Below are 23,674 nucleotides of genomic sequence, written 5' to 3'. Positions count from 1 at the left end.
CGGTGATGGCCGAAGAACGTTTTCACATCAAGAGCGACTCGCCGGCCGCGGCCGACCTGATGTTCTGGAGCGTGGTCGGGCACGAGGCGCTGTCGCGGCCCTCGCTGTACGAGCTGACCGTGCTGTCGAAGAACAAGGGCGTCGACGCCAAGGACGTGCTCGGTCATGCCTTCGACGTGACGATCGACTTCCAGGACGCGGATGGCGGCGCGCACGAGCGCCACTGCCAGGGCCATGCGGTGCGCTTCGTGCGGCTGCGCGCGGTCGGCCGCTTCTTCGAATACCGCATCACGCTGCGCTCCTGGTTCGGCCTGCTCGCCAAGCGCACCAACTCGCGCATCCTGCAGGACAAGAGCGTGCTGGAGGTGCTCGACGCGGTGTTCGAGGACAGCCCGATCAAGCGCTTCAAGAAGCTCGGCGCCGGCGGCGTGATCGGCACCCACAAGTCGCGCCGCTATTGCGTGCAGCACCAGGAGAGCGACTACCGCTTCCTGTCGCGGCTGCTGGAAGACGCGGGCATCTACTACTGGTTCGACGCGCACGATGCACCGGGCACCATGCACCTGGCCGATGCCAGCGACGTCGCGCACGAGAAGCTGCCGGTGGCCGACACGCTGAACTTCGTGCCGCAGGGCGCGGGCGAGGGCCGCTACAACGAGATCCGCCGCTGGGTCAGCGCGCGCCGCTTCGACACCGGCAAGCATGCGGCGCGCGACAGCGACTTCAAGGCGATCCGCAAGAAGGTCGGCGCCGACATCGACGCGCACGACGACCACGAACTGGCGGACCTGGAGATCTTCGAATTCCCCGGCGGCTACTTCAGCGGCGAGGATGCCGACACCACGGCCCGGGTGCGCGGCGACGAGCTGCAGGCGCGGCGCGACCGCCACTGGGCGCTGACCCGCTGGCCCGATGTGGCGGTCGGCCGCGCCTTCACCTTCGCGGGCGACCCGGAGGGCGTGACCGACGGCGACTACACCATCGCCGCCTGCACCTTCGTCGCCACGCATGCGGGCTACGAAGGCATCCACGTGCAGGAAGAAACCGAGTCGATCGGCGCGGTACTGCACAACGCGCTGGCCGACGACGCCGTCAACGCCGACACGCTCGACATGCTCGAATCGCTGATCGCCGACACGCCCGAGCTGCGGCGCGGCGTGGCGGGCAACATCGCCTTCCTGCTGACGGTGCTGCCGGCCGACATGCCGTTCCGCCCGCCGCGGCTCACGCCGCGCGTGACCATGCCCGGGCCGCAGAGCGGCATCGTGGTCGGCCCGAAGGGCGACGAGCACCACGTCGACGACATGGGCCGCGTCAAGGTGCACTTCCACTGGGACCGCTACGACGAGAGCAACGAGAAGTCGACCTGCTGGGTGCGCGTGTCGCAGCCCTGGGCGGGCGACGGCTGGGGCGGCTACTTCGCGCCGCGCATCGGGCAGGAGGTGATCGTCGACTTCCTCAACGGCGACCCGGACCGGCCGATCATCGTCGGGCGCATGTACAACGACGACCAGCCGATCCCGTACAAGTCGGCCACGCAGAGCGGCTTCAAGACGCGCTCCACGCCCGGCGGCGGCGTGAACAACTTCAACGAAATCATGTTCGAGGACAAGAAGGGTGCGGAGGCGATCAGCATCCATGCCGAGATGAACATGAACACCTCGGTCGAGAACGACCAGTCGACCAAGGTCGATCGCCACCAGACCAACACGATCAAGAAGAACCGCACGACCACCATCCTGGAAGGCAACGACACGCTGACCATCGGCAAGGGCAACCGCACGACCACCATCAGCACCGGCACCGAGACCGTGACCATCAAGGGCCTGCGCACGGTGAAGATCGAGGGCGGCGAGGACGTGAAGATCACCCCCAGTCGCAAGACCGTGGTCGCGGTGGACGACGCGACCTACAGCACCACCATGACGCACTACGCGACGGGCGCCTATTCGCTGCGCGGCGCGAACATGACGCTGGACTGCATCGGCGCCTACGGCCTGAAGGTCGGCGGCGGGTTCGTGTCCACCGCGGCGTCGTACAAGTTCGGGACCATGGGCAACATGGACTTCTCGTGCATCCAGTTCAACCGCACGGTGGTCGAGGCCAACGACGTGGTCACCGGCGCCAACACCGAGACCTACATCGGCGCCAGCAGCAGCACCGTGATCGGCAGCGCGATGAACATCTTCCAGGGCGCCCAGCAGAGCATGACCACCGGCCCCGACAACGCGGTGTATGCGGGCATCCAGATCTCGTCGGCGCTGGGCGTGTCGATCTCCAACGTGCTGGGCGTCGACATCTCCAACGGCGTGCTGGCCATGGGCATGAACGCGGTGGACATGACGATGGCGGGCGTCGGCCTCGACCAGAACGCGATCAAGCTCTACAGCGCCGGTGGCGCGGGCGCGCCGGGCGCTGCCAGCATGTTCTCGGGCGCGGCGGCAACCGCTGCCGCGATGGGCGTGGCGGCCGGCCTCGGCGCCGGGCTCGGCTCGTCGGCCGCGGTCTACATGAACCTCACCGAGCAGCGCGACAAGGACCTCGAGGACCTGAAGGGCAAGGTCTCGCCGGCCACCTGGACGCGCCTGCAGGCATTGCGCAACCGCACCGGCGTGTTCCTCTCGAACGCGGCGCGCGTGGCCGAGGTCTCGGCGTCTTCCGCGGCGGACGGTGCGGCCACGGTGGCCCAGAACGTGCCCGCGATGCCCAGCGTGCAGGGCCCGAGCGCCGACGACGCGGCCTTCATGGACCCGCCCCAGCCATGACGGACTGAGCCGCCCATGCACGTCTGCAAGCCCCAGGTGCTCGGTCTGTCGAGCCGCCCGATCGAATACCGCAAGCGCTTCGGCCTGTGCATCTCGGGCTGCCTGCACGTGCCCTTCGCGCAGGCGGCCGGCGGCACCTTGTGGGGCGAGCAGTCGATGTGGAACTTCCTCGCCGGCGAGATGGCGGTGCCGCTGATCGACGAAGGCGTGAGCAAGCTCACGCCCGAGTTCCTCGTCGCCGGCCATGCCTTTCCGCCGGCCGATCGGCCGAACGCCTGCGCCGTGCGCGTGCGGCTCGGCGGCACCGAGAAGACGCTGCTGGTCTTCGGCGACCGCTACTGGGCCGGTGATCGCGCGAGCGAGCCCCGGCCGTTCGAGCGCATGCCGATCGACTGGACGCGCGCCTATGGCGGCGCCGACGTGCCGGCCAATCCGGTGGGGCGTGGACGGCCCGGCCCGGACGGTGCCTTGCTGCTGCCCAACATCGAGTCGCCGCAGGCGCGCTGGCTGCGGCCGGACCAGCCGGGCGCGCCCGCCGGCTTCGCCGCGCTCGACCCGATGCACCCCGCGCGCGCGGCCTGGCGCGGCACCTATGGCGACGACTGGCTGCAGGCCCATTCGCCCGGCTTCGCGCCGGACCTCGACTGGAAGTACTTCAACATGGCGCCGGCGGACCAGTGGCTCGGTGCGCCCTTGCGCGGCGACGAGCCGTGGTCGCTCGACCACCTGCATCCCACGCAGCCGCACATCGAAGGCGCGCTGCCGGGCCTGCGCGTGCGCGTGTTCGCCAATTACCGCCTGCCGGCCGGCGCGCACAAGCTGCGCGAAGTGCCGATGCGCCTCACCACCGTCTGGTTCTTCCCGCATGCCGAACGCGCGGTGCTGGTGTTCCAGGGCATGGCCGAGGTCGGCGAGGACGACGGCGCCGACATCGCGCACCTCATGGGCGCGGTCGAGCGCCTGGGCGAGGTGCGCGACGACGCCCACTACGCGGGCGCGCTGGAGCGGCGGCTCGACCCGGTCGACGGCGGCCTGCATGCGCTCAACGACGCCGACCTGCTGCCCGACAGGCTCGACACGCTCGACCCGGAATTCGAGCGGGCGCTGTCCGCGTTCAAGTCCGACGGCCTGCAGGCCGAGGCGCAGCTGCGCGCCGCGCAGATCGACATGCAGATCGCGCGCGACAAGGTGACCGCGCTCGGCAAGGACCCGGACGCGCTCGGCCTGAAGCTGCCGCAGCGCGAGCCGCCGCCGCCGATGGCGCAACTGCCGGCCTACCTGAAGGCCAAGCGCCAGGAAGCCGAGGCGCAGCAGCTCGCGCTGCTGGACGACAGCATCCAGGCGATGGAAAAGGCACTCGACGCCATCGAGCACGCGAAGATTGATCCGGCGTCGCTGCTGCACCGCGGTCCGCCGGCCTTCCGCGCCGAGGCCCAGATGCGCAAGCTCAAGGCCACCGTGCCGGCCAGCGCGCTGCCGCCGGTCGACCGGCTCGCGGCGCAGCTCGTGCAGCAGGAGGCCGTCGAGCGCCAGGGCTACCTGCAGGCGGCGCACACCCAGCCGCCCGCGCATGCGCTGCCCGAGGCCGAGTCGGCCGTGCTGCGGCGCGACCTGCAACTGCTGATGGCGTCCGGTGTGCGCATGCTGGCCGGCATGGACCTCACCGGTGCGGACCTGTCGCACATGGACCTGCGCGGCGTCGACTTCTCGGGTGCGTGGCTGGAGAGCGCGGACCTGCGCGGTGCCAACCTGTCCGGCGCGAAGCTCGATGGCGCCGTGCTGGCGCATGCCGACCTGCGCGGGCTGATCGCGGTCGGCACCGGCTTCGCGGGCGCCAACCTCGGCCGTGCGCAACTCGCCGACGCGGTGTTCGACGACGCCGACCTGTCGGGCGCGATGCTGATGCACTGCAACCTCGCGCAGACGCAGTGGCGCCGTGCGCTCATCGCCGGTGCGCTGATGCACGAGACCGCCTGGGGCGCCGCCGACTGGACCGGCCTGCGCGCGCCCGGCCACCTGTTCTATCGGCATGACCTGAGCCGCACGACCCTGGCCGGCGCCGAGCTGGCGAATGCCAGCTTCATCGAATGCACGCTGACCGGCGCCGACCTGCGGGAAGCGCAGATGGCGGGTGCCAGCTTCATCGGCTGCGCGATGGACGGCGCCCGGCTCATGGGTGCGCAGTTCGCGGGCGCGGTCTTCGACAAGACGACCACGCTGACCGGCGCCGACCTCACGCAGGCGAACCTGCGCAACGTCAACTTCGGCGAAGTCCGCATGGACGGCGTGCGGCTGATCAAGGCCGTGCTGGACGGCGCCAACCTCGGGCGTGCGCAGCTCGATCGCTGCGACGCGCGGCTGGCCAGCGCCAAGGGCGCGCTGCTGCGCAAGGCCGGACTGGTGCAGGCGCGGCTCGGCGGCATCAACCTGCAGGACGCGATCCTGCAGCAGGCCGACCTGCGCGGCGCCGACCTGCGCAGTGCCAACCTGTTCGGCGTCGACCTGTCGCGCGTCTGGCTCGACGGCGACACGCGCTTCGACGGCGCGCTCGTCACGCGCGCACGCACCTGGCCGCGCTGGACGCCCGAGCAGCAGGCCAACCGGGCCCGGAGCGCCGCGCCATGAAGGCCGAGCTGCTGGCGATCGCGGTCGGTCTGGGCGAGAACTTCCACGGGCAGGACCTGCGCAAGGGCGCGTATGCCCGCAGCAGCCTCGGCGGCGGCGTGTTCTCGGGCACGCGCTTCGACGAGACCGATTTCCGCGAGTCCGACATGCGCGAGGTTGTGTTCGACCAGTGCCGGCTGTCGGGCGCGATGTTCGGCGGCGCCAACCTGCGGCGCGCGGTGTTCCACCGATGCGAGATGACGCACGCGGAGTTCCGCGGCGCCAACCTGCAGGGCGCGACCTTCTCCGAATGCACGCTGGGTCATGCGCAGTTCATGCAGGCGGGGCTCGGCATGGCGACCTTCTCGCGTTGCGTGCTCGACCATGCCAGCCTGGCCGAGGCGCTGCTCGACGCCACCACCTTCAACCAGTCGCGGCTGCTCGACGTGAACGCCGACCGCAGCCGGTGGTTGCAGAGCAACCTGCTGCAGTGCGACATCCGCGCGCTCACGTGGCACGAGGCGACGCTCGACCGCGTCGTCTTCCACAAGACCGGGTTGCAGGGCCGAGACTTCGCGGGGCTCGCGCTGGGCGGCTGCCAGTTCACGCAGGCCGACCTGTCGCAGGCGCGCTTCGCGGGCTGTTCGATCGCGCAGTGCAACTTCCAGCAGGCGACGCTGGATGGCGCCGACTTCAGCGACACGCAGGCCATGCACGCCATCTTCTGCGACGCGCAGGGCAGCGGCGCGAACTTCACGGGTGCGCAGTTGCGCCAGGCGCTCTTCACGCGCGCGGCGCTGCCGCAGGCGCGCTTCGACGGCGCGCAGTTGCACCAGTGCCACTTCGCCGAGGCGAGCCTGCCGGGCAGCGTGCTCGCCCGCGCCGACCTGACCTACGCCGACTTCCGCCATGCCGACCTGCAGAGCGCCGACCTGCGCGGCGCCACGATGTTCCGCGCCGTGCTCCACGGCACGAAGCTCGATGGCGCCGCCATGACCGACCGCGCCCGTGCGCTGGAAACCGACCCCGACCTGGCGCAGGCCGAACGCTGGCAGCCCGCCACCGCGTGAGCCACCGCATGACCACCGAATGACCCAAGGAGCCGTCACCATGAAGACACCCACCCGAAGCACCGTGCGCGCGCAGCGGCCGGCACCGGCGGCCGGCCCGTCCGGGCGCGATGGCGCGGCCATCCCCGCCACGCACTTCGTCGGCACCGTGACGGCGCGCCACCCGGCCGGCGGCTTCGCCGTCCGCAGCGCGGCGTTCCAGGCCGATGGCCGGCGCGCCGCGAGCTGCCTGCTGGAGCCGATGCCCGGCGACAGCGTGGCCTGCCTGCGCGTGGCGCCGCACGAGACCTGGATCGTCGCCGTGCTGCAGCGCGAGGAGGGCGCGACCCACGTGCTGCGGGCGCAGGGCCCGGCGCGGCTCGAGAGCGCGGGCGGGTCGCTCACGCTCGGTGCCGCCGAGGTCGCGATCGACAGCGCACGCTTCCACCTGCAGGCGCGGCATGCCGAGATGGCGGCCGACGACGTGCAGCTGACCAGCCGCCAGGTGCGGCTGGTCGGCGGCACCGTCAAGCTGATCGGCACGCTGCTGTCGACCGTGTTCGACCGGGCGGTCCACTTCAGCCGGCAGCACACGCGCACCACCGAAGGCCTGGACCGCGTGCGCGCCACGCAGATCGATTGCGAGGCCGGGCAGCTGATGTCGCTGTCCGCCGAGCACCTGCTGGTGCAGGGCGAGAAGCTGGTCAAGGCGCGCGGCGGCCAGATCCATTTCGGATGAACGGGACAGGGAGCCCGCAGCATGTTCGCCAACTGCCAGATGATGGGCACCGACATGGGCTTTCCCGATGTCTGCCTGACGCCCGCACCGCCGTCGCCGGCACCCATTCCGATCCCGTATCCGAACATCGCGATGGGGCCGATGGCGATACCGAACTGCCCGCTGATCCTGATCATGGGCATGCCGGTGCACAACCTCGGCACCACCATCCCGATGACCAATGGCGACAACGCGGGCCTGGCGACGGGCGTCGCGTCCGGCACCGTGATGGGGCCGAGCCGCCACCTGACCGGCGCGTTCACCGTGCTCTACATGGGCATGCCGGCCACGCGCATGACCAGCGTCGCACTGCAGAACAGCACCAACTGCCCCGGCGTTCGCCTGGTGCCGAGCCAGACGCTGGTGATGATGCTGGCGCCATGAGAACCGATCGTTCCTACCCTCGGCAGCAAGGAGGCGTCCCGTGATCCGGATCGCAGTCGTCAATCATCCCGGTGGCCCGGTCGGTCCGGCGGTGGCCGCACAGTTCGGCGAGCAGGGCGGCGCCATCGGGCGCGCGCCGACGAACACGCTGGTGCTCGACGACCCGGGCCGCACCGTGTCGCGCGTGCATGCGCAGGTGCTGTGCCGCAACGGCCAGTTCTTCATCGTCGACCGCGGCAGCAACCCGATGCAGAGCAACGGCCGTCCGCTCGGTGCGGGCAACGAGGTGCTGCTGGCCGACGGCGACCGGCTGGTCATCGGCGGCTTCGAGCTGGTGGTGGCGCAGGCGGATGGTGGGGGCGCCGTCGCCGCTGCGCCTGCCGCGCCGGCCTTCGCATCGCCCGCGTTCGGCGCGCCGGCCGGGCCTTCGGCGAGCGACGACGATCCCTTCGCCGATCTGCTGGCCGGGCTGGGGGCGCCGGCCGCCTCCGCGCCGGCCAATGCATCCGCGCCGGCTCGCAGCGCCACGTCTTCAGCGCCCTCCGCAGCGCCGGCCGCGCCATTCCCGGCGCCTTCCGGCGCATCGGCGCTGGATGCCGACTGGTTCGCCGACCCGCTCGGCGCGGCGCCGCCACGCGCCGGCGGCGCGGCCGTCGACCCCTTCGCGGACCTGCTCGGCGGGCCGTCGCCTGCCGCAACGTCATCGCCCGCGCACGGAACCCATGGCGCCCGCGGTGCCGGCGATGTCGGCGCGCTCGACGACTTTGCCGGCATCGGCCTGCCGCCCGCCGCGCCCGGCAGCGCGGGCATCGACGCGCTGTTCGGCGGCATGGGCGGGCTCGGCGATTTCGGTGCCGACCCGCTGGCGCTGTCGCCACTGGCCGATCCGCTGCGGCAGCCGAACACCGCCGGATCGGCCGACCCGCTGGCCGCCTTCGGCAGCCCGCCGCCCGCCACTGGCGCGCCGCGCAGCGACCATCTGCCGATGGGCCAGTTCGGCTATGTGCCGCCGCCCGCGTCGGTGCCGTCGACGTCGTCGCTGCTCGACGCACTGGGCGACTTCGATGCGCCACTGACGCCGATCACGCCGCTGCAGGCGCCGCCGCCCGCCGCCGTGCCAGCCGTTGCGCCGATGGCCGCACCCATGGCGCCGTCCGCACCGGCGCCTGTGCCCGCACCCGCCCCGCGGACGACGCCAACGACCGCCATGCCGGCCGGCGGCGATGCGCTGTTCGCCGCCTTCCTGCGCGGCCTGGGCGGCACGCACCAGCCGCCCGAAGCACTCACGCCCGAGCTCATGGAACGCGTCGGCGCCATGCTGCGCAGCGCCACCGAAGGCACGCTGCAACTGCTGCTCACGCGCCAGGAGTTCAAGCGCGAGGTGCGCGCCGAGGTCACGATGATCGCGTCGCAGGCCAACAACCCGCTCAAGTTCTCCCCGACCGTGGAGGTCGCGCTGGCCCATCTCCTCGGGCCCGGCGTGCGCGGCTTCATGCCCGCCGAGGCCGCGATGCGCGACGCCTACGACGACCTGCGCGCGCATCAGTTCGGCGTGATGGTCGGCCTGCGCGCGGCGCTGGCGCACGTCATCGCGCGCTTCGAGCCGGCCGAGCTGGAGAAGAAGATCGCGGCGCGCTCGGCGCTCGACAGCCTGTTCGCGGCCAACCGCAAGGCCAAGCTGTGGGACCAGTTCGTGGCGCTCTATGCGGGCATCGCGACCGAGGCGGAGGACGACTTCCACAGCCTGTTCGGCAAGGCCTTCCTGCAGGCCTACGAGGAGCAGATGGCACGTCTGAAATCGGGTGCGCCCGGCCAATGAGAAAAGAGGCACCGGTGGAAATCGAGATCGTCACGCTGTCCCGACAGGGCGGCCGCAGCTACAACGAGGACGTCTACGGCCATTGGCACGACGACCGCCATGTCGCCTGTCTGGTGGCTGACGGCGCGGGCGGCCACGGTGGCGGCGACGTGGCGGCCGCCACGGCGCGCCTCAGCGTGCTGCAGGGCTTCGCGCAGTCGCCGGGGCTCGACGCGGCGTTGCTGCGCCGGCTGGTGGAAGACGCCAACCTGGCCGTGGTCGCGCGCCAGGCCGAGGGTGGGGTGCTTGCGGCGATGCGTTCGACGCTGGTGCTCGCCGCGATCGACCTGCAGGACAACCGGCTGGCCTGGGCCCACACCGGCGACAGCCGCGCCTACCTGTTCCGCGGCGGTGCGCGCGTGCAGCGCACGGTCGACCACAGCCTGGTGCAGCAGATGGTCGCTGGCGGCATGCTCGACGAGGAGGGCGCGCGCCAGCATCCGCAGCGCAACATGCTGCTGTCGGCGCTGGGCTCGGTCGACGAGCCGCCCGAGATCACGGTGTCGGCGCCGATGCCGCTGCAGCCGGGCGATGCGCTGCTGCTGTGCAGCGACGGCGTCTGGGAGCCGCTGGGCGACGAGTGCCTGGCCGAGACGCTGCGCGCCTCGCGCAACCCGAGCCAGTGGATCGAGCAGATCGACGCACAGGTGCGCGCGCGTGCCAAGCCGGGGCACGACAACTACACGGCCGTTGCGCTGTGGCTGCGGGCGGAAGATGACGACATGACGCGGCTGCTGCCGGGCAACGGCACCGTCGCCTGAAACGGCGAAAGGCGCCCGAGGCGCCTTTCGTTCATGTTCCGCCGTTGAAGCGCGTATCAGTTGAACGGCCAGTTCAACACCGTGCCTCGCGTCTGCAGCGCCTTGAACAAGGGCTCGGGGATGTCCTCGCGCGGCGCGCTGTGGAAGTCGCGCCGCTTGGCCAGGCCCTTCTTGTCGCATTCGGTGATCGACTGGTAGTTCAGCGTCTCCAGCACATAGCGGTCGTGGTGCAGCGGCGTGGCGGCCTCGTTCGGGTTACCCTCGATCGGGTCGATCTTGCCGTCGGCCACGGTCGGCAGGCCGTTGCGGCGCATCCATTGCTTGTACGCACGCATGTGGGCCTGCGTGATGTTGCCGCACTTGCCGTCCACCGCGATGCCCTTGTGGCCCGCGGGCGGCTCGATCGAGCGGGTCTCGTAGAAGACCACGCGGAACAGCGCCTGGATCAGCATCGTGTCGTCCTCGGTCGAGCCGACCGACAGCCCCACCGGATGCGCGAGGTTGTAGTAGAGGTACTTGTGGCCGGTCTTGCGGCCGGTCCATTCGAGTTGGTACGCCATGGCGTGTGTCGAACGTGGAAGGCCCGGCGCGCGTGCTCAGGCGAATTCGCTCTTGGCGATGTCCCAGGTGAATTCCGGGCCGGCCTTCAGCGCGCCCTTGCCATCCTGGAACTTGTATTCGATCTTGAACTTCTTGAACGCGCAGCTGACCGTGGTGCTGACGCCGCCACCGGCCGAGCCGCCGAGCGTCACGCTGGTGACGAACACGTCGGTCAGCGTGATGGTCATGTAGTCCTCCTGGCCATCGGCCGACTTGCGGGCCGTGAGCTTGAGCTCGCCCATGTGCGTGCCCTTGGCGTTGACCTTGACGAGGTTGGGCGTGGCCTTGCTCAGGTCGGCCGTGAAGTGGAGGTCCTGCGGCACCGCCTTGCCCGTGCCCATGCCGCCACCCGAGCCGGCGCTCGAGGTGTTGCTCAGTCCCCAGGACCACGAGGTGATCTCGATCTCGCCCGTGTGTCCCTTCATCTGGGACTCGCCTTCGGCTTCCTTGACCTTCACGAAATAGTCTGAACTCATTTCTTGCTCCTTCATGGGCCTGCGCTGCAGGCAATGTGGCTGACGATGGGAGGGTTCGGGCTCCTGGCCGGCGGCTGGTGCTTTCTGCCGGAGCTGTCTGGATAACGAATGGCTGCGCGCGTTTTTTCAAAGTTTTCGAAGTCTTTTGCAGCCCGCGCGCGATGCGCTCATCCGTGCGCGCGTGCTCAGCCCGCGCCCTTGGCGGTCGGCAGCTTCGACACCAGCCGCAGCGACACGGTCAGGCCTTCGAGCTGGTAGTGCGGGCGCAGGAAGAACTTCGAGGTGTAGTAGCCGGGGTTGCCCTCGACCTCTTCCACGATCACCTCGGCAGCGGCCAGGGGCTTGCGCGCCTTGGTCTCTTCCGACGAGTTGGCCGGATCGCCGTCGACGTAGTTGGTGATCCACTTGTTGAGCCAGCGCTGCATCTCGTCGCGCTCCTTGAAGCTGCCGACCTTGTCGCGCACGATGCACTTCAGGTAGTGCGCGAAGCGGTTGCACGCGAACAGGTAGGGCAGGCGCGCCGCCAGGTTGGCGTTGGCCGTCGCGTCCGGATCGTCGTACTCGGCCGGCTTGTTGAGCGACTGTGCGCCGATGAAGGCCGCGAAGTCGGAGTTCTTGCGGTGGATCAGCGAGAGCAGTCCGGCCTTCGACAGTTCGGCCTCGCGCCGGTCGCTGATCGCGATCTCGGTCGGGCACTTCTGGTCGACGCCGCCGTCGTCGCTCGGGAAGGTGTGCAGCGGCAGGTTCTCGACCGCGCCGCCCGACTCGATGCCGCGGATGCGCGAGCCCCAGCCGTACATCTTGTACGAGCGGTTGATGTTGGTCGCCATCGCATAGGCCGCGTTGGCCCAGGCGTACTTGCTGTGGTCGGCGCCGGCCGTGTCTTCCTCGAAGTCGAACTCCTCCACCGGGTTGGTGTTGGCGCCGTAGGGCGTGCGCGCCAGGAAGCGCGGCATGCACAGGCCGAGGTACTTGGAGTCGTCCGACTCGCGCAGGCTGCGCCAGCCGGCGTACTCGGGCGTCGAGAAGATCTTGGTCAGGTCGCGCGGGTTGGCGAGTTCCTGCCACGACTCCATCTGCATCAGGTTCGGGCTCGCGCCGGTGATGAAGGGCGCATGCGCCGACGCCGCGAGCTTGGCCATCTCGCCGAGCAGCTCGACGTCGGGCGGGCTCTGGTCGAAGTGGTAGTCGCCGACGATGGCGCCGAAGGGCTCGCCGCCGAACTGGCCGTATTCCTCTTCGTAGATCTTCTTGAACAGCGGGCTCTGGTCCCAGGCCGCGCCCTTGAACTTCTTCAGCGTCTTGTGCAGGTCCTTCTTCGAGATGTCCAGCACGCGGATCTTCAGGTTCTCGTCCGACTCGGTGTTGTTCACCATGTAGTGCAGGCCGCGCCAGGCGCTCTCGAGCTTCTGGAAGTCCTCGTTGTGCAGGATCTTGTTGACCTGCTCGGTGAGCTTGGCGTCGATCGCGGCGATCATGGCCTGGATCGACTTGGTCACGTCCTTGCCGATGACCTGCGTGTTGGCCAGCGCCTGCTGCGCGAGCGTGAGGACCGCGGCTTCGACGGCGCTCTTGGCCTCGTCGCTGCGCGGTTTGAATTCCTTCTGGAGCAGCGACGAAAAGTCGCTGCCGGCATATGCGACATCCTTCAATGCGCTTTGCTGTTCGAGTGCTTCGGCCATGGGCGGTCTCCTCTCGGATCGTGATCGGTGGGGGGTCAGGCGGCCGGCGCGGCGCCGTCCTCGGGCTTCTTGCTGGCGGCCAGCGTCTGCAGCAGCGCAGGGTCTTCGAGCACCTTGGCCAGCAGGTCTTCGGCGCCGCCCTTGCCGTCCATGTAGGTGACGAGGTTGGACAGCTGGGTGCGCGCCTCGAGCAGCTTGTTGAGCGCGTCGACCTTGCGCGCGACCGCGGCCGGCGAGAAGTCGTCCATGCTCTCGAAGGTGATGTCGACCTTCATCTCGCCTTCGCCGGTCAGCGTGTTGGGCACGGCAAAGGCGGCACGCGGCTTCATGGCCTTCATGCGCGAGTCGAAGTTGTCGGTGTCTATCTCGAGGAACTTGCGGTCGCCGACCGGCGCGAGCGGGTCGGCCGGCTTGCCCGACAGGTCGGCCAGCACGCCCATCACGAAGGGCAGCTGCACCTTCTTCTCGGCGCCGTACAACTCGACGTCGTACTCGATCTGGACCCGCGGCGCGCGGTTCCTGGCAATGAACTTCTGGCTGCTCTTGGACATGAAGACGCTCCTTCGGTTGGATGGTGGTCGGCAGGGGAAATCAGTCGCCCGACGGACGGGCGCCCGTGACGGTCTCGATGGTGTCCAGCGCGTTGGGCGCCAGGTTCTGCATGATCTCGAGGAAGCTCACGCCGATGAGCTTCTTGGCACGTTCGATCAGCAGCGGCGCCGGATTGCCGGGCTCCGACTGCTGCAGGTAATGGATCACGCGGTCGAGCATCAGCAGCGCGTCCTGCCGGCTCTGGATCTCGCCGCGCACGGCAGGCGCGCGCGCCGTTTCGGCGCCACCGCCGATGTCCTGCGCATCGGCTGGCGCGGCGGCATCGGCCGATGCGTCGGGCGCACCACCGGTCACGGCCTGCGCGGCCTGGCGCAGCACCTTGCCGAGCGCGCGCAGCCGCGCCAGCTCGATGGCGTCGGAGCGGCCCGTGCGGTCCGACAGCAGCGACTGCAGCCGCTGCACCTCGGCGCCCACGTCGCCCAGGCTGGCGAGCGCTTCGGGGCGCTGCGCATGGATGTCCTCGAGCCCGCCCTGCACCTGTGCGGCGGAGTAGCCGCTGTCGCCGCCCGCCGCCAGCGCGTTGTGCGCGATCGCGATGTCGCGCACGCGGATCGGCCCGACGCCGCGCGCCATGCCGACGTTCGCGTCGTACAGGTCGCGCAGCACCATGTTCTCGTCGACCAGCGGTGCCAGCGCATTGAGGCGCATGGTCGGGTCGTTGTCGTCGTCCGCATCGAGCTGCGGATGGATCTGCTCCCAGAAGCGGTCGAGCAGTCCGATGAGCAGCTGCATGCCGAGCACGAAGCCCGTCACGCCCTGCAGCCGCGTGGCCGCGCGCAGCAGCAGCATGGCCGCACGCACGTCCTTCGCGCGGCGCAGCACGGCTTGCGCCTGCTCCGACACCACGCGCCATTCGGGCTCGACCGCCGGGATCACCGTGTCGCCGAACTGCTGCTCGGGCTTGCCCTGCGCAGCGGCCTCCAGCGCCGTGAAGGCCGGGTCGTATTCCAGGTCGTCGCCGCACGGCGATGCCTCGCTGATGGGCGTCTGGAGATCGTCGACGACTTCGGATGTAAGCATGTTGCCTGTTCGATGTGCGTGGTGATAATCAAAGATGCACACAGGCCGGTCAATGCAACGAAGGGAATAGCATGAGAGTCCTTGGTACACGCCGTTCGTCCTATGAGCCCTCTGATGGAACGCCGCGGCGTCGCCTCATCGCAGGCCTCTCCGCCGCATCTGCAGCCATATGGGCCGCCGGCCTGATCGCAGGCTGCGCAGCACCGCCGCCACCGCCTCCCAAGCCCATCGTCACGCCCGTCGTGCTGACGCTCGTCGGCGGTGCCGACATGAATCCCGATGCACGCGGACGGGCCTCGCCGCTGACCCTGCGGGTCTATGCACTGAAGACGCCGGCACCCTTCGAGGCCGCGGATTTCTTCTCGCTGTTCGACAAGGACCAGGCCACGCTCGGCGCCGAGATGGCGCAACGCGAAGAAGTGCTGCTGCGCCCCGGCGAGACCCGCAAGATCGAGATGACGCTGGCCGCCGACGTGAAGGCGATCGGCCTGCTCGCGGCCTACCGCGACCTCGACCGCGCACGCTGGCGCGAGCAGCGCACCGTGGAACCGGGCACGCCGGTGAACCTCACGCTCGACGTCGGCGCACGGCAGGTGCGCATCAGCACCACGCCCTGAGCCGCTTCACGGCGTCACAGCCACCAGCCGGCGATCGCGAGCAGCATCAGCACCGCGATCAGGCTGCCCACGCGCAGCGAGGTCAGGGCGCGGCGTGGCTTGTGCGGCGGGTCGGCATGCGGCGCGACGGATGCCTCCGGTGCTTCCGATGCATCCAGCGGTGGCGCATCGCCGAAGTGGCTCGGCAGTCCGAAGATGCTCGGCGGATTCGCCGATTCGTGCCCCGCCGCATACCCTGCGCCATACGCCGGATCCCGCGCCGCCATGGACTGCGCATGCAGTTGCAGTCCGTGCATCCGCTTGAGCTTGCCGAGTTCGCCGCTGTCGCCGTCCTCGTAGTAGTACTGGCCCTTGAAGCCCTTCTGCAGCACATCGAGATAGACCTCGCGCACGGCGTTGTCGCGCGCGGTGAGCCCGGCCAGGTGATGGAAGAACTCGCTGCGTGCGTTGTCCGAGTTGAAGAGCTGCGCCTGCAGTGTCGGCCGGCTGCCGTTCCAGCCGGGTGCGCGCGCGATGAGCTCGTCGATCCACGCGACCATCGCGAAGCAGGCGGCCTCGACCTGCGGGGGCGCGGTGCCATCGGCCAGCGCGTCGGCGCGTGCGGCGTCGAGCAGCAGCAGCGCACGCTCCTGCAGCCGTCCGAGCGATGCGGGCACGTGGCCGGCGGCCATCGCCGCGCCGAGTTCGAGCCCGAACGCCGACAGCGCCGAGAACCGATCGATCAGGCGTGCCATGGCATCGTTGGGGGCTGGAATGGGGCGATTCTTTCCGGGGCGCCGGGCCCGCGCCATAGCGCTTGGGGCCTATGCCTTTCGTGTGGCAAACGTGTCTTGCCGTCAACGCCGATCGCCGGTATCTTCTTCGGTGCCGATCCACTCTCTCCCGAACGCTCGGGCATGCCATGAAAATCCTGATCGCCGACGACCACCGGCTCGTCATCGAGGCGGTCAAGTCCAAGCTCTCGGAGCTGGCGGACGACGTCGAGTTCATCCTCGCCATGACCGTCCACGAGCTGCTGGCGCTGGACCCCGCGGCGGTCGCCGATGTCGACCTTGCGCTGATCGACCTCAGCATGCCCGGTGCGGCCGGTTATGCGCACATCGACGAACTGCGGCGCCGGCATCCGGCGGTGCCGGTGGTGGTGCTGTCGGGCACCGAAGACCCGGGTGTGATGCGCGAATCCCTCAGCCGTGGCGCGCTCGGCTTCATCCCCAAGGCCTATTCACCCGAAGTCATGATCTCGGCCGTTCGGCTGGTGCTGGCCGGTGGCGTGTACGTGCCGCAGATGATGCTGTCGGCCGTGCCGCCCGGCATCGTTGCGGGCGTGCCCGGCCTGGCTGCCGCCGGTTTGGCCGGTGTGGCCGGTGGCGCGGTCGCGGACCTGGCGCCGCGTGCACCCGCCGCTGCGGCCGGCGCGGCGCAGACGCTCGATCATCTGCGCAACGTGCTGACCGAGCGTCAGGTCGAGGTGCTGCAGCTGCTGTCGCAGGGCAAGCCGAACAAGCTGATCGGCCGCAGCCTGGGCATCAGCGAAGGCACGGTGAAGATCCACCTCGCCGCGATCTTCCGCGCGCTCAACGTGCGCAACCGCACCGAAGCGGTGGTGGCGGCGCAGTCGCTGGCCGAGGCCTGAACCGATTCCGCGGCCTTCCGCGGTCCTTTCTCGTTCACTCCATCATTCCTCCACGTCCGCGGTGCCGCCCTGCACCGCATCCACGCGTTGCATGTTCTCCAGCAGCCGCAGCAGGTAGTGCAGCGTGTGGGCGATGTCGTTGACCGAAAAGCCGGCCAGCGCCTGCTCGTAGTAGCCGTGGATCTTCGGCTGCGCTTCCACCAGCCAGACATGCCGCCCCGAGTCGGTCATCGTGACCAGGCGTGAGCGCCGGTCGCGGCCGTCGGGCGTGATGCGCAGGTGGCCATCGCGCTCCATGCGGCCCAGCAGGCCGGACAGGTTCTGCCGGCTCACCTTCAGGTAGCGCGCCAGGTCGCCCACGCTCATGCCGTCGGCCACCGCCTTGCGCGACAGCGCGCCCAGCACCGCCCACTGCTGGGTGGTCAGGCCTTCCTCCTCGACGGCCTTTGTCCCGGTTTTATGCAACATGTTGGCGCTTTGATAGAGCCGAAAGAAGACCCGGTTCGCGAGTTCCATTCGGGCCGAGGCGTTGTCTTCAATAGGGATAACCATGGTCTTCTTGCAAGTTGGAAGGGTGTCGGGCCGCTTGCCAAACTCCTATGATACGTAAATACATTGACGTATTAATGGCGAAGTCGGCCGACCGGTCGATCGACGATACCAAGCTTCAACTGGAGAACGCATGCAGAGATTCGAAGGAAAGACCGTGGCCGTGACCGGCGGCGGCGGCGGCATCGGCGGAGCGACCTGCCGGCGCTTCGCGAGCGAAGGGGCCCGCGTTGCGGTGCTCGACCTGAACCCGGACGCGGCGCGGCAGGTGGCCGACGCCATCCGCGCCGCCGGCGGCCAGGCACAGGCCTTCCGCTGCGACATCACCGACCGGGCCAGCGTGGACGCGGCGGTGGCGGCCGTGGAAGAGAGCCTCGGTCCGATCGACGTGCTGGTGAACAACGCCGGCTGGGACGTGTTCCGGCCCTTCACCAAGACCGAGCCTGCGCAGTGGGACAGGCTCATCGCCATCAACCTCACGGGTGCGCTGCACATGCACCACGCGGTGCTGCCCGGCATGGCTGCGCGCAAGGCGGGGCGCATCGTCAACATCGCGTCCGACGCGGCCCGGGTCGGCTCGTCGGGCGAGGCGGTGTACGCGGCCTGCAAGGGCGGCCTGGTCGCCTTCTCGAAGACCATCGCGCGCGAGCATGCGCGGCACGGCATCACGGTCAACGTGGTGTGCCCCGGGCCGACCGACACGGCGCTGTTCGCCGACTACAAGGAAGGCGCGGGCAATCCCGAGAAGCTCATGCAAGCCTTCACGCGTGCCATTCCGCTCGGGCGCATCGGCCAGCCCGACGACCTGCCCGGCGCGATCGCTTTCTTCGCGAGCGACGACGCGGGCTTCGTCACCGGCCAGGTCCTCAGCGTGTCCGGCGGCCTGACGATGAACGGCTGAAGCGCCGCGCGGCACCACACACCACCAACACATCACAAGGAGACCCGCATGGAATTCGAGGACGTCCTCTACGAGCTGCGCAACGGCGTGGCCTGGATCACCATCAACCGCCCGGACAAGATGAACGCGTTCCGCGGCCAGACCTGCGACGAGCTGATCCGCGCATTCAACCGCGCGGGCTACGACCGCAGCGTGGGCGCGATCGTGCTGGCGGGCGCCGGCGAGCGCGCCTTCTGCACCGGAGGCGACCAGTCGGCGCACGACGGCAATTACGACGGCCGCGGCACCATCGGCCTGCCGATGGAGGAACTGCACGACGCCATCCGCAACGTGCCCAAGCCGGTGATCGCGCGGGTGCAGGGCTTCGCCATCGGCGGCGGCAATGTGCTGTGCACGATCTGCGACCTGACCATCTGCTCCGAGAAGGCCGTCTTCGGGCAGGTCGGCCCGAAGATGGGCTCGGTCGATCCGGGCTACGGCACGGCCTTCCTGGCCCGCGTGGTGGGCGAGAAGAAGGCGCGCGAGATCTGGTACCTGAACCGGCGCTACAGCGGCGCCGAGGCCGTGGCCATGGGCCTCGCGAACGCGGTCGTGCCGCATGAGCAGCTCGATGCCGAAGTGCAGCGTTGGGCCGAGGAGATCTGCGAGCGCAGCCCCACGGCCATCGCGATCGCCAAGCGCAGCTTCAACGCCGACACCGCGCACCAGGCCGGCATCGCGGGCATGGGCATGTATGCGCTCAAGCTCTACTACGACACCGAGGAGTCGCGCGAAGGCGTGAAGGCGCTGGCGGAACGCCGCAAGCCCGACTTTCGCAAGTACGCGAAGTAGCCGCGGCAAGGCGCAGCGATGAACCCCTACATCGACGACGACCTTGCCACGCTGGCCGAGCATGCGCGCCGCTTCGCGAGCGGGCGCGTGGCGCCGGGCTTCCTGGAGCGCGACCGCACGCGCGTGCTCGACCGCGCACTGATGCGCGAGATGGGCGAGATGGGCTTCATCGCCCCCGAGCTGGCGCCGGCGCACGGCGGGCAGGGCATGGGCTCGCTCGCGGCTGGCGTGATCCACGAGGAGATCGCACGCGCCGACCTGAGCCTGAGCTACATCAACCTGCTGGCCTCGCTGAACGGCCAGATCCTGTCCGCGCATGGCCGCGCCGAGGTGGTCGAGCCTTGGCTGCACAGGCTCACGCGCGGCGACGCGTTGCTCGCCATCGCGTTGACCGAGCCGCGCGGCGGGTCGGACGCGGCCAACCTGCGGCTGCGCGTGGAGCGCGTCGGCAACGACTACGTCATCAACGGCGAGAAGACCTCGATCTCGGCGGCCGACCAGGCCGATGCGGTGGTCGTGTTCGGCCGCACCGGCACGGTCGAGGCCGGCGCGCACGGCGTGACCGCGCTGCTGGTGCCGACCGACGTGCCCGGTCTCACGCGCAACCGCTTCGACTGCCACGGCCAGCGCGCCATCGGGCGCGGCTCGTTGTTCTTCGAGAACGTGCGCGTGCCGGCCGACCACCGGCTCGGCGAGGAGAACAAGGGCTTCGTGCAGGTGATGCAGGGCTTCGATTTCTCGCGTGCGCTGATCGGGCTGCAGGTGCTGGCGGTGGCGCGCATCGCGCTCGACGAGACCTGGGACCACGTGGCGCAGCGCGAAGCCTTCGGCAAGCCGCTGTCGGCCTTCCAGGGCGTGTCGCATCCGCTGGCCGACTTCGACACCCAGGTCGAAGCCGCGCGCCTGCTGTGCCTGCAGACGCTGTGGCTCAAGGACCGCGGCGCGCCGCACACGGCCGAGGCGGCGATGTGCAAGTGGTGGGCGCCCAAGCTCGCCTACGACGCCATCCACCAGTGCCTGCTGATGTTCGGCCACGGCGGCTACGACCGCGGGCCGATGGAGCAGCGGCTGCGCGACGTGCTGGGCTTCCAGATCGGCGACGGCACGGCCCAGATCATGAAGACCATCGTGGCGCGCACGCGTGCCGGGCGCTCGGCCGTGCCGGCCTGAGACACGCCCGGCCCACAAAAAACAACGACAGGAGACAAGACCATGGAATTCGACGCCGTACTGCTGCCTCCACGCCGCGCGCGCATGGTGGCGCAAGGGCTCTGGCACGACCGCACCATCAACCAGGAGCTCGATGCCTGCATCGCCGCGTGTCCCGACAAGATCGCGCTGACCGCGCTGCGCATGGAAGGCGGCACGATCGATCGCTTCACCTACCGCGAACTCGGACGCATGGCGGACCGCATCGCCGTCGGCCTGTCGCGGCTCGGCGTGCGGCGCAACGACGTGGTGGCCTGCCAGCTGCCGAACTGGTGGCAGTTCACGCTGACCTACCTCGCGTGCTCGCGCATCGGCGCGGTGATGAACCCGTTGATGCACATCTTTCGCGAGCGCGAGCTGTCCTTCATGCTGCGCCACGGCGAGGCGAAGGTGCTGATCGCGCCGGCACGGTTCAAGGGCTTCGACTTCGAACGGATGGCGATGGGCCTGCAGGCCGAACTGCCGGACCTGGCGCAGGTGGTGATCGTCGGCGGCAGCGGCGCCAACAGCTTCGACGCGCTGCTCTCGGGCCCGGCCTGGGAGGACGCGCCCGATGCGCCCGACATCCTGCGCGCGAGCCGGCCCGGCCCGGACGACGTCACCCAGCTGATCTACACATCGGGCACCACCGGCGAGCCGAAAGGCGTGATGCATTCGGCCAACTCGCTGATGGCCAACATCGTTCCGTATGCGCAGCGGCTGGGGCTCGGTGCCGACGACGTGGTGCTGATGGCCTCGCCGATGGCGCACCAGACCGGCTTCATGTACGGCCTCGTGATGCCGCTGATGCTGCGCGCGTCGGCCGTGCTGCAGGACGTGTGGGAGCCGAACCAGTCGATCGCGCTGATCAACGCCGAGCGCGCGAGCTTCACCATGGCTTCGTCCCCCTTCCTGTCGGACCTGGCGCGCACCGTGGCCGAGAGCGGCGTCGCGGTGCCCACGCTGCGCGTGTTCCTGTGCGCTGGCGCGCCGATTCCCGGGCCGCTGGTCGAGCAGGCGCGCAGCGCGCTCGGCGCGAAGATCGTGTCGGCCTGGGGCATGAGCGAGAACGGCGCCGTCACGCTGACGCGGCTCGATGACGACGATGCGCGGTCGGTCCAGACCGACGGCTGTCCGCTGCCAGGCGTCGAACTCAAGGTGGTCGACGTCGACGGCCAGGCGCTGCCGCCGGGCGAGATCGGCAAGCTGATGCTGCGCGCCTGCTCGAACTTCGGCGGCTATCTCAAGCGCCAGCAGCTCAACGGCACCGATGCCGACGACTGGTTCGACACCGGCGACCTGGCGCGGCTCGATGCGCAGGGTTACGTGCGCATCGCCGGCCGGACCAAGGACGTGATCATCCGCGGCGGCGAGAACATTCCGGTGGTGGAGATCGAGTCGCTGCTGTATCGCCATCCGGCGATCGCGATGGCGGCGATCGTTGCCTACCCGGACGAGCGGCTCGGCGAGCGCGCCTGCGCGGTGGTCGTGCCACGGCCGGGCGAGGCCGTCGACCTGCCGTCCATCGTCGAATTCCTGAAGGCCCAGAAGGTGGCCGTCCAGTACATCCCGGAGCGGCTCGTGCTGCGCGACGCGATGCCGTCGACGCCGTCCGGAAAGATCCAGAAGTTCAAGCTGCGCGAACTGCTGCAGGCCGAAGCCGCAGCGCCAACAGCAGCAGCCGCCGCCAGGGCCGATTGAGCGCGCGGGCGCCCCGCGAGCGCTCCGGTGCTCGCGCGCGCGACCTGCCAGCGGGGCGGGCCGGGGCGCCGACTACAACAACGGAGACACGACATGAACCTCGACCTTTCCTTCCCGCGGCGGCGCCGCGCATTGCGGGCGCTGGTGGCCTCGGCGTGCTGCCTGGCCGCGGCCGGCGCCGCGCAGGCCCAGGCGACCGCACCGGCCTGGCCCACCAAGCCGATCCGCGTGGTGGTCGGCTTCGCGCCCGGTGGCAGCACCGACGTGATGGCGCGCATCCTCTCGCAGTCGCTGTCGGAGGCGCTGGGCCAGCCGGTCATCATCGACAACAAGCCCGGCGCGAGCGGCAACATCGCGGCCTCGGAAGTGATCCGTGCCGCACCCGACGGTGCGACCTTCCTGATCGCGCCGACCTCGGTCGAGACGGCCAATCCGTCGCTGTTCAAGTCGTCCATCCTGCCGTCGCGCGACCTGCTGCCGGTGGCGACGGTCGGGCGCACGCAGATGTACCTCGTGGCCCGGCCGCAACTGCCGGCGAACGACGTGCGCGAGCTGGTGGCGCTGGCCAGGGCACAGCCGGGCAGGCTGTCGTACGCCTCGTCCGGCACCGGCACGCCGCCGCACCTGGCCTGCGAGCTCTTCAAGCTCGCGACCGGCACCTACGTCACGCACATCCCTTACCGCGGCGCGGCACCGGCGTTGATGGACGTGATGTCGGGGCAGGCCGACTTCGTCTGCGATCCGGGCATCGCGTTCCCGCACATCAAGACCGGCAAGGTCAAGCTGCTGGGCATCGTCAGCGCCAAGCGCTCGCCGTTCTTCCCCGACGTGCCGACGGTCGGCGAGATGGGCTTCAAGGAAGCCGACCTCGACATCTGGTTCGGCATGTGGGCGCCCCTGAAGACACCGCCCGACGTCATCGCCCGCATGAACCGCGAGATCGGCAAGGCGCTGGCGCAGTCGACCCTGAAGGCGCGCTACGGCGAGCTGGGCGCCGAGCCGATCGCGATGGACACGCCCCAGTTCCGCACGCTGCTGGACGACGAGGGCAAGCTGCTGTCGACGCTGATCCGCGACCAGAAGATCGTGGTCGACTGAGGCGGCGGCGCCGGGCGCCTCGCGCCTCGGAGGGCTGCGTCAGTACAGCCCTTGCAGATGCAGGTGCGTCGAGTTCTTGACCTCTTCCATCACCGCATAGGTGCGGGTCTCGCGCACGCCGGGCAGTTGCCACAGCACCGCGCCGGCGAACTGGCGGTAGGCCTGCATGTCGGCGCTGCGGGTCTTGAGCAGGTAGTCGAAGCCGCCCGCGACCATGTGGCATTCCATGATCTCGGGCCGCACCTGCACCGCGGCCTTGAACTGGTCGAACACATTGGGCGTGGTGCGGTCGAGCAGCACCTCGACGAAGACCAGCATGCCGCCGCCCAGCTTGAGCGGGTTCAGCCGCGCCTCGTACCCCAGGATGTAGCCGTCGCGCGACAGCCGCTGCACCCGCGCCAGTGCCGCTGTGGGCGACAGGCCGATCGTCTCGGCCAGCTTCAGGTTCGACAGCCGGCCATCCGTCTGCAGTGCGCCGAGGATGCGCAGGTCGAGGCGATCGAGAACCGCTTCGTTGTCGGCGCTGGATGGTGATTTGTTCGGCATATGGGATGAAGTTCGACATCT

Annotated in this window: 22 protein-coding genes; 14 read left to right on the top strand and 8 right to left on the bottom strand. The window is 69.7% G+C overall.

Annotated elements, in window-relative coordinates:
* The first annotated feature begins 5 nt into the window (after positions 1 to 5).
* The 7 genes from AC07PZ_RS31250 to AC07PZ_RS31220 are packed head-to-tail and all read left to right on the top strand — an operon-like array spanning position 6 to position 10,199.
* A complete protein-coding gene (locus AC07PZ_RS31250) occupies positions 6 to 2,765 on the top strand; it encodes a type VI secretion system Vgr family protein (protein ID WP_495299080.1) in 2,760 nt (919 codons plus the stop codon).
* Between the two features lie 15 nt (positions 2,766 to 2,780).
* Positions 2,781 to 5,390 (top strand): DUF2169 family type VI secretion system accessory protein, encoded by a 2,610-nt coding sequence (locus AC07PZ_RS31245; protein WP_495299079.1) that lies wholly within the window; start codon positions 2,781 to 2,783, stop codon positions 5,388 to 5,390.
* Complete coding sequence (locus tag AC07PZ_RS31240) at positions 5,387 to 6,439, top strand: pentapeptide repeat-containing protein (RefSeq protein WP_495299078.1); 1,053 nt, start codon at positions 5,387 to 5,389, stop codon at positions 6,437 to 6,439. The genes AC07PZ_RS31245 and AC07PZ_RS31240 overlap by 4 nt, the downstream gene beginning before the upstream one ends.
* Positions 6,440 to 6,479: 40 nt before the next feature.
* Positions 6,480 to 7,157, top strand: coding sequence for a DUF3540 domain-containing protein (locus AC07PZ_RS31235; protein WP_495299077.1), 678 nt, complete (start codon positions 6,480 to 6,482; stop codon positions 7,155 to 7,157).
* A gap of 21 nt (positions 7,158 to 7,178) precedes the next feature.
* Complete coding sequence (locus AC07PZ_RS31230; protein WP_495299076.1) at positions 7,179 to 7,580, top strand: DUF4150 domain-containing protein; 402 nt, start codon at positions 7,179 to 7,181, stop codon at positions 7,578 to 7,580.
* A 40-nt stretch (positions 7,581 to 7,620) separates the two neighbouring features.
* Positions 7,621 to 9,399 (top strand): type VI secretion system-associated FHA domain protein TagH, encoded by a 1,779-nt coding sequence (gene tagH / locus AC07PZ_RS31225; RefSeq protein ID WP_495299075.1) that lies wholly within the window; start codon positions 7,621 to 7,623, stop codon positions 9,397 to 9,399.
* A gap of 14 nt (positions 9,400 to 9,413) precedes the next feature.
* Positions 9,414 to 10,199, top strand: a complete 786-nt coding sequence (locus AC07PZ_RS31220) for a PP2C family protein-serine/threonine phosphatase (RefSeq protein ID WP_495299074.1) — start codon at positions 9,414 to 9,416, stop codon at positions 10,197 to 10,199.
* 56 nt (positions 10,200 to 10,255) lie between these two features.
* Here the strand turns inward: AC07PZ_RS31220 and AC07PZ_RS31215 are convergent, their stop codons facing one another.
* The 5 genes from AC07PZ_RS31215 to tssA form a co-directional block, all read right to left on the bottom strand.
* Positions 10,256 to 10,759 (bottom strand): hypothetical protein, encoded by a 504-nt coding sequence (locus tag AC07PZ_RS31215; RefSeq protein WP_495299073.1) that lies wholly within the window; start codon positions 10,757 to 10,759, stop codon positions 10,256 to 10,258.
* Between the two features lie 36 nt (positions 10,760 to 10,795).
* A complete protein-coding gene (locus tag AC07PZ_RS31210) occupies positions 10,796 to 11,275 on the bottom strand; it encodes an Hcp family type VI secretion system effector (RefSeq protein WP_495299072.1) in 480 nt (159 codons plus the stop codon).
* Positions 11,276 to 11,460: 185 nt separating this feature from the next.
* Positions 11,461 to 12,957, bottom strand: a complete 1,497-nt coding sequence (gene tssC, locus AC07PZ_RS31205; protein WP_495299071.1) for a type VI secretion system contractile sheath large subunit — start codon at positions 12,955 to 12,957, stop codon at positions 11,461 to 11,463.
* Positions 12,958 to 12,992: 35 nt separating this feature from the next.
* Positions 12,993 to 13,508, bottom strand: a complete 516-nt coding sequence (tssB, locus tag AC07PZ_RS31200; protein WP_495299070.1) for a type VI secretion system contractile sheath small subunit — start codon at positions 13,506 to 13,508, stop codon at positions 12,993 to 12,995.
* Positions 13,509 to 13,548: 40 nt separating this feature from the next.
* A complete protein-coding gene (gene tssA, locus AC07PZ_RS31195; RefSeq protein ID WP_495299069.1) occupies positions 13,549 to 14,589 on the bottom strand; it encodes a type VI secretion system protein TssA in 1,041 nt (346 codons plus the stop codon).
* 71 nt (positions 14,590 to 14,660) lie between these two features.
* On the opposite strand from tssA, the gene tssJ reads away from it, so the two are divergent.
* Complete coding sequence (gene tssJ, locus AC07PZ_RS31190) at positions 14,661 to 15,206, top strand: type VI secretion system lipoprotein TssJ (RefSeq protein ID WP_495299068.1); 546 nt, start codon at positions 14,661 to 14,663, stop codon at positions 15,204 to 15,206.
* A 14-nt stretch (positions 15,207 to 15,220) separates the two neighbouring features.
* Here the strand turns inward: tssJ and AC07PZ_RS31185 are convergent, their stop codons facing one another.
* Positions 15,221 to 15,940 (bottom strand): DotU family type IV/VI secretion system protein, encoded by a 720-nt coding sequence (locus AC07PZ_RS31185; RefSeq protein ID WP_495299067.1) that lies wholly within the window; start codon positions 15,938 to 15,940, stop codon positions 15,221 to 15,223.
* A gap of 167 nt (positions 15,941 to 16,107) precedes the next feature.
* On the opposite strand from AC07PZ_RS31185, the gene AC07PZ_RS31180 reads away from it, so the two are divergent.
* A complete protein-coding gene (locus tag AC07PZ_RS31180) occupies positions 16,108 to 16,839 on the top strand; it encodes a LuxR C-terminal-related transcriptional regulator (protein ID WP_495299066.1) in 732 nt (243 codons plus the stop codon).
* Positions 16,840 to 16,881: 42 nt separating this feature from the next.
* Here the strand turns inward: AC07PZ_RS31180 and AC07PZ_RS31175 are convergent, their stop codons facing one another.
* Complete coding sequence (locus AC07PZ_RS31175; RefSeq protein ID WP_495299065.1) at positions 16,882 to 17,391, bottom strand: MarR family winged helix-turn-helix transcriptional regulator; 510 nt, start codon at positions 17,389 to 17,391, stop codon at positions 16,882 to 16,884.
* A 130-nt stretch (positions 17,392 to 17,521) separates the two neighbouring features.
* On the opposite strand from AC07PZ_RS31175, the gene badH reads away from it, so the two are divergent.
* The 5 genes from badH to AC07PZ_RS31150 all read left to right on the top strand — a co-directional run bounded on the left by badH (position 17,522) and on the right by AC07PZ_RS31150 (position 23,107).
* Positions 17,522 to 18,289, top strand: coding sequence for a 2-hydroxycyclohexanecarboxyl-CoA dehydrogenase (badH, locus tag AC07PZ_RS31170; RefSeq protein ID WP_495299064.1), 768 nt, complete (start codon positions 17,522 to 17,524; stop codon positions 18,287 to 18,289).
* 48 nt (positions 18,290 to 18,337) lie between these two features.
* Positions 18,338 to 19,120 (top strand): 2-ketocyclohexanecarboxyl-CoA hydrolase, encoded by a 783-nt coding sequence (gene badI / locus AC07PZ_RS31165; protein ID WP_495299063.1) that lies wholly within the window; start codon positions 18,338 to 18,340, stop codon positions 19,118 to 19,120.
* Between the two features lie 18 nt (positions 19,121 to 19,138).
* A complete protein-coding gene (aliB, locus tag AC07PZ_RS31160; protein ID WP_495299062.1) occupies positions 19,139 to 20,290 on the top strand; it encodes a cyclohexanecarboxyl-CoA dehydrogenase in 1,152 nt (383 codons plus the stop codon).
* A 42-nt stretch (positions 20,291 to 20,332) separates the two neighbouring features.
* Positions 20,333 to 22,009, top strand: coding sequence for a cyclohexanecarboxylate-CoA ligase (aliA, locus tag AC07PZ_RS31155; protein WP_495299061.1), 1,677 nt, complete (start codon positions 20,333 to 20,335; stop codon positions 22,007 to 22,009).
* Positions 22,010 to 22,102: 93 nt separating this feature from the next.
* Complete coding sequence (locus AC07PZ_RS31150) at positions 22,103 to 23,107, top strand: tripartite tricarboxylate transporter substrate binding protein (RefSeq protein ID WP_495299060.1); 1,005 nt, start codon at positions 22,103 to 22,105, stop codon at positions 23,105 to 23,107.
* Positions 23,108 to 23,146: 39 nt separating this feature from the next.
* Here the strand turns inward: AC07PZ_RS31150 and AC07PZ_RS31145 are convergent, their stop codons facing one another.
* Positions 23,147 to 23,653 carry an Lrp/AsnC ligand binding domain-containing protein gene (locus tag AC07PZ_RS31145; protein WP_495299059.1) on the bottom strand — a complete coding sequence of 169 codons (507 nt, stop codon included), beginning with the start codon at positions 23,651 to 23,653 and terminating at the stop codon, positions 23,147 to 23,149.
* Positions 23,654 to 23,674 lie beyond the last annotated feature (21 nt).

The sequence above is a fragment of the Variovorax sp. GW821-FHT10B04 genome (assembly GCF_059415645.1).
This window is presented reverse-complemented; position numbering and strand designations above follow the sequence as displayed.